This is a genomic window from Flavobacterium ovatum (genome assembly GCF_040703125.1).
In the GTDB taxonomy this organism is placed as follows: Bacteria; Bacteroidota; Bacteroidia; order Flavobacteriales; family Flavobacteriaceae; genus Flavobacterium; species Flavobacterium ovatum.
The window spans coordinates 2,571,552-2,583,611 of record NZ_CP160035.1 but is presented as its reverse complement, the minus strand read 5'-3'; the positions used below and the strand labels follow the sequence as shown (position 1 = coordinate 2,583,611).

General features: G+C 32.0%; 12 protein-coding genes and 2 pseudogenes. 7 read left to right on the top strand and 7 right to left on the bottom strand.

Translation table 11 applies throughout. From position 1 onward, the window contains the following. Nucleotides 1-240: 240 nt before the first annotated feature. Nucleotides 241-830, top strand: a pseudogene (locus ABZP37_RS10855) (TraM recognition domain-containing protein); the annotation flags it as partial. Between the two features lie 170 nt (nt 831-1,000). After that, nucleotides 1,001-1,117 carry a DUF6088 family protein gene (locus tag ABZP37_RS10850; protein ID WP_366187530.1) on the top strand — a complete coding sequence of 39 codons (117 nt, stop codon included), beginning with the start codon at nt 1,001-1,003 and terminating at the stop codon, nt 1,115-1,117. A 132-nt stretch (nt 1,118-1,249) separates the two neighbouring features. Here ABZP37_RS10850 and ABZP37_RS10845 read toward each other — a convergent pair whose 3' ends face one another. Next, complete coding sequence (locus ABZP37_RS10845; protein ID WP_366182926.1) at nt 1,250-2,245, bottom strand: kelch repeat-containing protein; 996 nt, start codon at nt 2,243-2,245, stop codon at nt 1,250-1,252. Between the two features lie 225 nt (nt 2,246-2,470). Here ABZP37_RS10845 and ABZP37_RS10840 point away from each other — a divergent pair. The 4 genes and pseudogenes from ABZP37_RS10840 to ABZP37_RS10825 all read left to right on the top strand — a co-directional run. Then, nucleotides 2,471-2,623: pseudogene (locus tag ABZP37_RS10840) on the top strand (GIY-YIG nuclease family protein); the annotation flags it as partial. 383 nt (nt 2,624-3,006) lie between these two features. Beyond that, the gene (gene ribB, locus ABZP37_RS10835) at nt 3,007-3,669 is read left to right on the top strand and encodes a 3,4-dihydroxy-2-butanone-4-phosphate synthase (RefSeq protein ID WP_366182925.1); all 663 of its coding nucleotides are present in this window, start codon (nt 3,007-3,009) and stop codon (nt 3,667-3,669) included. Further along, nucleotides 3,670-4,251 carry a Crp/Fnr family transcriptional regulator gene (locus ABZP37_RS10830; RefSeq protein ID WP_366182923.1) on the top strand — a complete coding sequence of 194 codons (582 nt, stop codon included), beginning with the start codon at nt 3,670-3,672 and terminating at the stop codon, nt 4,249-4,251. Nucleotides 4,252-4,334: 83 nt separating this feature from the next. Further along, nucleotides 4,335-4,739 carry a hypothetical protein gene (locus ABZP37_RS10825; protein WP_366182921.1) on the top strand — a complete coding sequence of 135 codons (405 nt, stop codon included), beginning with the start codon at nt 4,335-4,337 and terminating at the stop codon, nt 4,737-4,739. Between the two features lie 265 nt (nt 4,740-5,004). On the opposite strand, the gene ABZP37_RS10820 is transcribed toward ABZP37_RS10825, so the two are convergent. From ABZP37_RS10820 to ABZP37_RS10800, 5 genes are all read right to left on the bottom strand, one after another. Next, entirely contained in the window at nt 5,005-5,553 is a 549-nt protein-coding gene (locus ABZP37_RS10820; RefSeq protein ID WP_366187529.1) for an IS3 family transposase, read from the bottom strand. Between the two features lie 316 nt (nt 5,554-5,869). Further along, entirely contained in the window at nt 5,870-6,304 is a 435-nt protein-coding gene (locus ABZP37_RS10815) for a hypothetical protein (protein WP_366182920.1), read from the bottom strand. A gap of 281 nt (nt 6,305-6,585) precedes the next feature. Further along, on the bottom strand, nt 6,586-7,818 hold the full coding sequence (locus tag ABZP37_RS10810) for a hypothetical protein (RefSeq protein ID WP_366182918.1): 1,233 nt from the start codon (nt 7,816-7,818) through the stop codon (nt 6,586-6,588). A gap of 12 nt (nt 7,819-7,830) precedes the next feature. Then, nucleotides 7,831-8,262, bottom strand: a complete 432-nt coding sequence (locus ABZP37_RS10805) for a hypothetical protein (protein ID WP_366182916.1) — start codon at nt 8,260-8,262, stop codon at nt 7,831-7,833. Nucleotides 8,263-8,509: 247 nt separating this feature from the next. Then, the gene (locus ABZP37_RS10800) at nt 8,510-8,737 is read right to left on the bottom strand and encodes an endo-1,4-beta-xylanase (RefSeq protein ID WP_366182915.1); all 228 of its coding nucleotides are present in this window, start codon (nt 8,735-8,737) and stop codon (nt 8,510-8,512) included. A gap of 196 nt (nt 8,738-8,933) precedes the next feature. Here ABZP37_RS10800 and ABZP37_RS10795 point away from each other — a divergent pair, with 196 nt between their 5' ends. Next, on the top strand, nt 8,934-10,412 hold the full coding sequence (locus ABZP37_RS10795) for a Fic family protein (RefSeq protein WP_366182913.1): 1,479 nt from the start codon (nt 8,934-8,936) through the stop codon (nt 10,410-10,412). A 371-nt stretch (nt 10,413-10,783) separates the two neighbouring features. On the opposite strand, the gene ABZP37_RS10790 is transcribed toward ABZP37_RS10795, so the two are convergent. After that, a complete protein-coding gene (locus tag ABZP37_RS10790) occupies nt 10,784-11,980 on the bottom strand; it encodes an endo-1,4-beta-xylanase (RefSeq protein WP_366182912.1) in 1,197 nt (398 codons plus the stop codon). Nucleotides 11,981-12,060 lie beyond the last annotated feature (80 nt).

The window sequence follows — 12,060 nt, the reverse complement described above, 5'->3', positions numbered from 1 at the left end:
TTCAATCAATTATCCTTATATTTGAGTACTTTGAATTTAAGATAATTGTATCCTAATAGAGAGGTGTCAGTCGAGGTGTCACTTAAATAAAATACGCTGTGAAGTATTGATTTTATTGGTGTATTTTGAGATTGACAAGTCCCTCTTTCTCCGCTCAAAACCCGAAACGAAAGTTTCGGGTTTTTGTTTTTTACTCCTACTATCTTTTGAGATTGACCCATTAATATTTATTAGCCATAATTTAGAGGACTAGATAATCTGATTGCCACCGCTAGAAGTAACGAAGTAGTAGTCTGCTCTATTCTCAATTGACACGTTATTATGGTGACAAGGAAAGTAAAGTTATCCAAAATACTGTGTGTAATATCTTTAGCGGTCAGGTTGTGGAAGAAACAGCCAAAAAATTATCTGAACGGTTTGGAAAAGTACAGCAGAAACGCCAGAGTCTAACCATCAATCGAAATGACAAATCAACTTCAATATCCACTCAATTAGACAGTCTGATACCCGCTTCTAAAATCTCCACGCTTACCCAAGGGATGTTCGTGGGAGCAATTTCAGACAACTTTGATGAACGCATCGAACAGAAAATTTTTCATTCTGAAATTGTTGTAGATAATGATAGAGTATCATCCGAAACCAAGGCTTATAAAAAGATACCCGAGATTTTATCTTTCACGGACGAAAACGGACAAGACAATATGAAGATCGAAATTGAAGCTAATTACAATCAGATAAAACAAGATATTGTTTTAATTATCTAAAGTGAATTGGAACACATAAAAAACGATCCTGAATTACAGCAATTGGTGCAAGAGGGTAAAGATTAAAAGATGTTTTTATAATGAAGCATATCCAAATAGACGTACCGACTTAACAAATATTTGAACTCAGCGACATAAGTTATTCAAAACATAATTACACATTTTTCGTCCCATTTTTTTACTAAATTTGGGACAAAATAAATCACAAAATCAGACAACAGCCAATTCATAATTAAATAGAAGAAAAGATAAAGACCCTAAAAAAAGGAACTATTATTTTCATATCTGATTTTATAGAATTTGGCACAGCCGAAAATTTTATCAAAGTCCTTTTAAGATTTGTCTTGACCTAAATAAATGATAAAGATTATTAGATAAAATTAATTAAACAGTTGCAGAAACGTTTTTGCAACTGTTTTTTGTTTTAGATGTTCTCATTTTAATTTCATTTTGTAAATACATTTGATTTCCATAGTAAACTTATTTTATTTGAATGTAAACATCTCTAGAGTTGACAACTCAGGTTTTCCTCCTCTACTTCCACAGCCAGCAGCTATAAAAATTTTATTTTTATAATTAATGGCTTGCGTACCGTGTCTTCCAGTATGTAAACTGGCTAATTTTCGCCAAGATTTAGTTGCTAAATTGTAAGCATCTACATTATTATGCGCTTCTTTTTGTTGCATACTCTCTCCCCCAATCACAATTAAATCATTTCCCAAAAATGTTACCGAAGCTCCTGCTCTCAAAATTGGAACATTATTTTCTTTTGCTAAGGTTGTCCATGTATTTGATTTAATATCATATACATCTACTTCTGGAATGGTCAAATCGAATGTTTGATTGGTTGCAAAAGATGTATTTCGTCCACCTACTGCATAAATTTTATTATCATTTAAAGCAACATGAAAGTGGTCTCTAGCCCTAGGCGCATCTCTTAAAACAGTCCAAGTTTTAGTTTTAAAATCATAAGAATCAACCCATGATACGTGTGTGCTATTATGACCATCCACTATACCGCTAACAATAAATGCTTTACTATTTTGGACAACTACTCCCGCCGAACCACGTTGTCTCCCTTCTGGAATTTCGCCACCTTCTGTCCAAGTATTCGTTTTAGTATTGTAAATCAAAATATTCTTCAAAGCTGTTTCATGAGGAAACTTACCGGTCATGGCACTAAACATATAAATACTTCCTTTGTAAGCTACTGCTTGAAAATGATGGATTTCTATGGGTGGCTCCTTTCCTTCACTCCATGAATTTTTGTTTACATCATAAATTGCAACAGCTTTAATTCCACGACCACCAAGCAAATAAAACTTATTACCAACACCTACAAAACTACATTCATGCCTTGCCAGAGTTGTATTCGTAGTTTTCACAATTTCCCATCTTCCAGTTTGTAATGGATTCTGAGCTGTTGCTATTGTAGTAATCATTAAAAACAAACTTACTAATCGCACTATTTTACTGTTCATGTTTAGACTATTTCAACTTTAATATTTCGCTTCCTGCTAATAAAAAACCACCTGTACCAATCTTGAGCTTTTATTTCTTTGAGTTGTCCCGTCCTGAAATAGCGATACACAAAAACAACCGTTATGGATGAATTTGTAGTCTACACTCTATATTCCCAAAAATTAAATAAAAATTACACTGGATTCACCTCCAATCTTATTGAACATTTTTAATCACATAACGAACTAGGAATCAAAGGCTACACATTGAAATTCAGACCATGGACTGTTATTTATATCGAATTTTTCGATTCTAAATGTGAAGCTATGACAAGAGAAAAATATTTTAAAACCGGAGTTGGCAGAGAATTTATCAAAAATATAATTCACAACCAATAACTTGGAGGACTTCTAGTCGTCGCGGCGAACCCTGGTTCGAGTCTCTGCCGCGACGGACTAGTAAGAAAGCTTCACAATATTTTTACTTCCAAACCAATTCCTTTTAAACTTTCAATTAAAAAACAAATAATTTCTTGACTATGGTATGAATTTAGGATCTTTTGCAATTGCTAAAGTTATTACTAAGTGTAAGCCAAAGGAGCTTTTAAGCTGTGAGTGCCATTATCAACATGTCTATCTTATTTTTTAAATACACTGTAAAAACAACACCTTAATCTCAGACAAAATATTCTCATATTTTTGAAATAAAAAAAGTATTATTCTTTGACTTAAGTCAAACAATTTGATATGTAACTATTCTAGATTTGTAAAAAAAATAAATAATGACAGCTATAGCAACAAGACCATTGGGCAGTTTAAATTACACAGGCATAGAACGTGTGAATAAAGCATTAAAGCATCTTCAAAACGGAAAAGGAATTATCTTAATAGATGATAAAGACAGAGAGAATGAAGGAGATTTAATTTTTTCAGCGCACTCTATGTCAGTAGCCAATATGGCATTGATGATTAGAGAGTGTAGTGGTATTGTTTGTCTTTGTTTAAGTAATGAAAAAGCTGACATACTTCAACTGCCCTATATGGTAAAGGAAAATACTAGTACTTTCCAAACTCCCTTCACCATTTCAATAGAGGCAAAAGAAGGAATTACTACTGGTGTTTCGGCATTTGATAGATTAAAAACAATTCAAACGGCTTGCCATATAAACGCAGTGAGTACTGATATTTCAAGACCAGGACATATTTTTCCGTTAAGAGGTAAAGATAATGGCGTACTTGAGCGAAAAGGACATACTGAAGGCAGTATCGATTTAATGAAATTAGCCGATTTACACCCAGAAGCGGTACTTTGTGAATTGATGAATCCCGACGGAACCATGGCTCAAATTAATACTATTATAGAATTTGCCGAAGAACATGATTTGATTGTATTAACCATAGAAGATATCGTTCAATATCGTAAATTTGTCAGAGATTATAAATAAATGAACGACTCCCACGTACTTACTGCTTTTCTCAAAAAACAAGTTGATTTTACAGCCGAAGATTTACAAATCATACTTCCCTATTTTAAAATTATTGAAACAAAAAAGAAAGAAATTCTACTTTCGCAAGGACAAATTAGCAAATACAGTTATTTTGTCAACAAAGGCTGCTTAAGAATTTTTTTTATAAATGGTGAAGAAAAAGACATTACAAGATACATTGCTTTCGAAAATCAATTTGCTACTGCACTTGTCAGTTTTATCACAAAGGAACCAGCAGAAGAAAACATTCAAGCCATAGAAAACTGTGAACTTTTTAGTATCAGTCACGAGGATTTTAGACAACTTTTATTAGAGGTCCCAAAATGGAAGGATTTTTACAACATCTACTTAGAAAAAGCATATGTGAACAATTTAAAGCGGTTAATGTCCTTTACCGCACTTGACGCAAAAGAGAGATACAGCCAATTATTCCGGATCAATCCAAATATTGTTAGAAGACTACCAAATAAGATTGTTGCTTCCTATTTAAATATTTCTCAAGAAACATTGAGTAGAGTAAAATCTAAAGTTTTGAAATAGCATTCTATTAAAAAGGAATGTATTAACAGCGCAAAAGCAGTAGCTAAAAACAAAAACTCAAAAAACTCAAAAAAATTTAAAACATGAAATACGCATTAGTAATCGGACTCTTTTTAGTTCAAATCCTTGGTTATGCACAATCGAATAAAGAAACTGTTCCTACTCCAAAAGCCGATGACAAGTTGTTGTTGACCATTTTTCTTAAACATGATCAAAGCATGAATTTGAATGAAATCGAAAAGATTAGAACCGAACAAGGTTTTTATAAAAATTTCCCACCCGAAGGAGTTTCTGTAGTAAACTGGTATGTGGTTATGGGGATTGGGCAAATGGTGGTGTTAGAACTTCCAGCTTCCAAATTAGCCGCAGTGAATCTAGCCATTGAAAGAACCGCTTGGAAGGCTTTCAAAACCGAAATATATCCAACCTACAACTTTTACCCAATAGTAGAAGGTAAGTTGGAAAATAAGACAAAAGTAGCTTACTAGAGAACATAAAAAAATAAGATAGTGCAAATGTGAGTTTGTACTATCTTATTTTTTTGTTTACTGTTTTCAATATTTTTTGTCTCGCCAATTTTGGTTCGAAATTTCTGTTATACAAAAGTGGGTAATTTGTTATTGGGTAGTCATTTTTCCAAGACATACCATCATGTACTTCTTACTACATGAAAGGATTCGTGCGGCAGTGGGAGATTATCGAAGTGTCTAGTCCTAAATAAACGATACAGATTATTAGACTAAAAATAATTAATTAAACACTTGCAAGAACTTTTTTGCAAGTGTTTTTTGTTTTATATGTTCTCATTTTAATTTGATTCTGCAAGTGCATTTGATTTGGTGTTAGCATATAATTAGAATAATGTGGTCGTAATTCGTTATATATATCAACTGATTCTTTTACGATTTTCTTCATAATTTTCAAATCTAGATTATATTTATCAATCATAAATTCCTGTTTTAGAATTCCATTTATTCTTTCAGCGACCGCATTTTCATATGGATCAGAGTTCTGTGTCATACTTGGCAATATTCCATTTTTACTTAGGATGTTTTGGTAATCATTGGCACAATATTGCAATCCTCTGTCTGAATGATGAATCAAAGGTACTTCCTTGTTTTTTCTTTGCTGTATAGCCATCTTTAGGGCTATAACACTGCTTTCGGTGTTCATATTGTTAGCAACATAATAACCCACTATCTTTTTAGAATAAGCATCAGTAACGATACTTAAATAACACGGTTTATCTCTTTTCCCAATATATGTTATATCAGAAACCCAAACCTGATCGGGTCTATTTATTTCTAAATCTAGAATTTTTTTTGGTGTTTTCTAAAGCGATGATGTGAATTAGTTGTAATGTGATAACTGCGTTTTGGTTGGATTAATAAGTGATTAGCTCTGAGTATATCAAATAATTTATCTCTACCAATTTTCATTGGTTTAAGCTCGTCCAATAACAAAAGATATGATTTCTTAGTGCCTAATCTAGGCATTGATTTTCTTATATCCATAACCAATGAAACCGCTTGAATTGCTTTAGATTCTTTGATAACTTTCCTTTTAATTCTACGATAATAAACCTGTCTGTCTACCCCGAACAAATTACAGGCGAACATTATTGTTTGCTGTTCTTTTTGTTTAAAATGGTCGATTGTTCGGGTGATGAGTTTTTTCGGATATCAATTTGATATTCTTTCTCGGCTATTTCAATCATCATATCAAAAATGATTGCTTTTTTATCCGCAACAAAGGCTTGTTGTTCCAAAAAGGACTTCTGCTTCTCTAGAAGTTTTACTTTGGCTTCAAGCTCCATTATCTTTTGTTCTGGTGACTTTGACATAGTAAATGGTGTTTGGTTCTCCCAATCAAAGTTACCAAATTTCTTGAGCCAATTGACTACAGTTTTTCTACATTGAATTTCATACTTTTTTGTAGCAGCTGTTGCCGTAAGATGTCCTCGTTCAATTTCTTGGACAATTTGCAATTTAAAAGACATTGAGTAATCTTTTTGCGTTCGCTTAACATAGCGTGTTTCTTCATGTTTTTCCATAAGGATACTTTTTGTGTATCGCTATTTCAGGACGGGACAAAGACGTAAAATAAAAACCTTAAATGAGCATAAAATAATCCTAAGTTATTGGGTTCAAAGAATCAAAAAACCAACCCGCATTATTGGAAGAATTCAAAAAACGGAAAATACATTTCATTTTACATCAAAAAAGGCTCAACAATATAAAATTGTTGAGCCTAAATCTTTCTTATTCTAATCCACCAACTATTTTTTAGTAACTCATCAAAAAACATCAATTATACTTAATGAATTTCTAAGAATTAAATATTCATCACTCCATTTAGTCCATATATAAAATTAAAGTAATTATCTTCCTTTTTTTTATATCTATAAAAAGCAATAGGCATTAATCCTAATGTAAGCACAGTAAATAAAAGATAAATACCATAATACCAAATATCTCCATCCATATCATCATCTTCACTACGCCAAAAAACTATTCTTGCAAAGACAGTCAAAAATAATGCGGCAAACACTCCAAGCATAATAAACCCAAAACTTTTACTTATTATATCTAAAAAATCATATTGCCACAATGATGAATTCTGAAATAGAATAAAACTAGATGATCCAATAAAAAAATACATGAAAAAATACAAATTCAAAGTTTTAAGCTTAGATATATTTTTGGCTTGTGAATAAATATTATTTTCTCTTAACCATGTTAAATTGTCATTATTCTGAATAACATTTAATTCTTTTATAGTCTTTTTTAAAGCTATAAAAGATTGTCTATTTACAACTCTTTTAATATTTCTATCGTTAGGAGTATCTACTTCTGAAATTACATTTTGAAAATAGGCTGCAAATAGGCTTTCATGTTGAGAAAGTAACCAAACACCACCAGTATAGGTGTCATTTGATACAGCTTCAATAAAACTACTTTCATTTAAAATAACATTTTTTAAAATGTATTCCAAAATATAAGATTTATCAGGCTCAATTGCAGTTGTACTATCATTTTTACCATTTGACCAACCCCAAGATTTAAAGTGCTCTATCAGATAATCACATACTTGAATCATGTGAAAATTCATCACATATAAATAGAATGCAGAATCGCAATTATCCCCATGGTCTCTAACAAACATCCATTGTTCATTTATTTGATACTGTCTATTTGCCTCTATTAAAAATAGTTCCCATAAATTTTCATTTCTATTATTTAAAGTATCACGAAAATTTGTTATGATTTCAGTTTTAGCTCTTGATAATTCTAATTTTTTGGGAGCTAATTTAGCAAGTGCCTCATCGCGCTTCATATCTGCATGAATATCTCCAAATAAACCAATAGCACCACCAATTAAATTTGTTGCACTCCCTACCTTTCTCCCTGCAATTAGCCCCACAATGCCTGAAACATTTTGGATGTTATTTGCTAAACCTTGAAATTTTTCTGAAACTTGAGCAGCCATCTCTGATATCTCAATAATTTCTTTTTCAATTAAATCAATATCTTTTCTTAAAAATTGAAATTGTTTTGTTGTACTCATTTTTAATATTTTTTAAATTGTAATAAAATGAAAAAACACATTAGAAATACAATCAGATGTACTTCTTAAAGTTGCGATTAATTCAGATCGATAGTTTATATAGTTAACATCATCGCTATAACTATCCATACTTAATATTTGATCAAGAATCTTATCTGTTTTATTTGACATCCCACTTAACACACTTTGCACTAAACTTGCTTGAATTTTACATTTTTCAATTCTCATGTCATATTCTTTGCACATTAATTCAACTTGTCCATCAAATATTTTTATCGATTTTTCAATTTCTTTAACTTGTAAGACCGTTAAAGCAATTTTATCTACAGCCCCATTTACTAAAGTCAATGTAGAATTACAATTCTGGAAAGCAGAGTCAACCTTTTGCATTGCAAGATTGGTGTTTTCCAATATTTCATCATACTTATTAATTTTTTCGTCCATAATTTGGTTCATTCTGACTTTAAAGAGTTAAACATTTTTTTTACAATCAAAATCTAGATGCCAAATATATAATTAAAAATAATAGGAATTTTACGGGAAACCGCAAAAGTCATTTTTTTTAGATTTAACCAAGGATCCAAACGCAAAAAACGACTACAAAACTATAATCTACTTTATCATTACTTCAACTAATATTGAATATAGTAAAGCTAGAAAGTTTGATAAAAGTTATCACCATCTAATCAATTTACTTCACAGTCTCCAATACAGCCTGTCTCGCCAATTTAGGTTCGAAATTTCTATTGTACAAAAGTGGGTAATTTGTTCTATTTGGTATTGGGTAGTCGTTTTTCCAAGACATACCATCTTGTAGTCCCCACAAAGTGACTCTGCTTATTTTATCTTTGTTCTTTACAAAAATGGCAAAGAATTCTTTGTAACGATTCGCTAATTGCTGTTCTACAGATTGCGGCAAAACATTTTTAGTAAAGATTTAAGTAAAATGAGAGAAAGTATTCTAGTATTAAAAAATATTATTTAAAAAAACATATATAGTTAGTGGAAAAAAAAGTCCAGTCTTATTTCAATATTCATTATTAGTGGAAAAAAACGCCCAAAAAATGATTTTTAGTGGAAAATAAAGTATAATTTTACTTAATAAAGCACCACTAATGGAAAATTTTGTCCCAACACACCTTCAAGAAATTATTTATTCCTCAAGCGATAAAAAAATAAGAAAACAAATTGCTATGCTTGAAAGTACAGGTAAAATTAAAAAAATTGCACCTCGTATCTTCACTTCCAACTTTATTGACACGGATGAGGTTATTATCAAAAGAAATATTTTATCAATTTTAGGAAATTTATATCCAGGTGCATTATTAAGCCATCGTTCCGCAATAGAATTTAAACCAACGGCTACAGGACAAATATTTGTTACCTATACTTATACCAAAAAAATAAAGTTACCTGGAATAACAATCCGTTTTATGGAAGGTATTGGAGCAATTGAAGGAGACAATTCATTTTCGGGCGAATTATTTGTTTCACAACAAGAAAGAGCTTTTTTAGAAAATCTACAACCGTCAAGAAAAACGGGACCAGAATATAAAACAATTTCAATTGCTGAACTAGAAAATAAACTAGAGAAAATAGTTCAAGTGAAAGGTGAAGACGGACTAAATCAAATTAGAGATAACGCAAAATTAATCGCTGATAAATTAGGAATGCAAAATGAGTTTGAGAAGTTAAACAAACTAATTAGTGCCTTATTGTCTACGCAACCATCCAAAATATTATCCTCTCCAAGAGCCATTGCAAGAGCATTTGGAAATCCTTATGACCAATCAAGAATAGATTTGTTTGAAATATTATTCCTAGAACTAAAACAAAGAGAATTCAAAAATGTGATAGATAGAAATACAACTAATACAGCTTTTCAAAATTTCGCTTTCTTTGAATCCTACTTTTCAAATTATATCGAAGGAACTAGATTTGAAGTGGTCGAAGCAAAAAATATTATCCAAACTGATACTCCAATGCTCAATCGAGACGAAGACTCTCACGATATATTGGGAACATATAAATTGCTCAGTAATAAAATCGAAATGAATGTTACACCAGCTTCTCCAGAAGAATTCATTACCATTCTTCAATACAGACACCGATTTCTTTTGGAAGCAAGAGTATCAAAAATGCCAGGCGTATTTAAAGATAAAAATAACCGTGCTGGAGAAACTTTTTTTGTCGATTTTGAATTAGTAAAAGGTACATTAATAAAAGGTTTTGATTTTTACAAAGCACTAACAGACCCATTTGCAAAAGCGGCTTACATTATGTTTATGGTAAGTGAAATTCACCCATTTTTAGACGGAAATGGAAGAATAGCAAGAGTAATGATGAATGCAGAATTGGTCAAAGCAGACCAATCAAGAATAATAATTCCAACAGTATATCGTGATGATTATTTAGGTGCTTTAAGGAGACTAACAAGACAAAAGGATCCATTAGCTTATATAAAAATGTTGCAAAGAGCACAAGATTTTAGCGCAACACTAAAAGCAAATACTATAGATGAATTAGAATTGCAATTAGAATTAAGTAATGCTTTCAAAGAGCACGACGAAGCAAAATTAAAGATTATCCAATAAACCTTTATCAATTCATTATCTCATTCAGCTTTAAGGCACTCCTTTGCCAACGCTCCAAAAGTTTTTGCACCCCCTAGAACGTTTACGGTTAAAAAGAAATTTATGGTAAGGGCAACAAAAAAGCTTTTCCCCAAGCAGTGTTACATAATTGAGTATTATAGAGCATACAGAAACGCTATCTTTCAATTGGTAAACCCCTATGCTCTATAATAACATTATGTAAAAAAAGCCGCTCTGCCATAGACCGCACCCCACAAAACTGCTTTTCGTAAAGGAATTCGACTTTAAAAACCAGACAAAACAAAAAACGCTCCCTTTTCAGAAAGCGTTTAATAGTTTAGATAAAAGTTCAATTCACCAACAACTAAATTTTACTTTACAGTTTCCAATATTGCTTGTCTCGCCAATTTAGGTTCGAAATTTCTATTATACAAAAGTGGGTAGTTTGTTCTATTTGGAATTGGGTAGTCATTTTTCCAAGACATACCATCTTGCAATCCCCACAAAGTGACTCTGCTTATTTTATCTTTGTTCTTTACAAAAATTGCAAAGAATTCTTTGTAACGATTCGCTAGTTGCTGTTCTACCGATTTCGGCAAACCATTTTTATACGGGTCTAAAAAGGTTTCGAACTCCTCTAATTGATACTGAGGCTCCATCATGCTTTTCCCAGTTATTTGACCTTCCTTGGTAATTGGCAATACATCCACATCTAATTCTGTAATCATTACTTTGATTCCTAAAGCCGCATAAGCATCAATAGCTTGTTGAATGTATTCCGTTTTAGGAAAATTTAAACCCCAATGTGCTTGAATCCCAACTCCATCAATTCTGATTCCGGCATCTTGAAGCATCTTAATCATACGAACAATTCCGTCTCTTTTTTCTGGACGCCAAGCATTGAAATCATTATAATACAATTCGGTGTTAGGGGCATATTCACTCGCATATTTGAAGGCTAAGCGAACCATTTCGTCTCCATCGCCAATACCATTTACCCATGTTGTAGGTCGGTATTTACCATTATCATCTATCACCTCATTTACTACGTCCCATGCTTGTACTTTTCCAGCATAGCGACCAGCAACCGCTTTGATGTGCGTACGTAATTGCTCTTTTTGTTCTTCTGGCGAATTTGGCGCTCCTTTATCGTTTGTAAAAAACCATGCAGGCGTTTGATTGTGCCATATCAAGGTGTGCCCCATAACGAACATCTTGTTTTCTTTGGCGAAAGCAACATAGGCATCAGCCAATGTAAAATCATAAATTCCCGGTGACGGACATACAACTTCCGCTTTCATACAGTTTTCGGGAGTTACGGTATTGAACTCCCTTTTTATAATTGTTTGAGAAGCGTTATCCTTACCCGAAACGATAGCATCATTTATGGCACTACCTAATAAAAAGTAGTTTTTAAAGGCATCTTTTAATGTTACATTTTCAGTAGTTGTTACTGTTTTCGAAACAGCAGTAGTTTTCACTTTTTGAGCAGTGCAAGCTGTGAATGATAATGATAAAACACCCATAATTGTGGCCATTTTATTTACTGTGAACTTTGTTTTTTTCATGGTTTTTTGTTTATTAATAGAAAAATGTATTCCAACCTATTGTAATGACAAATAGAGTATAATTATTAAAAAGGGGCTTC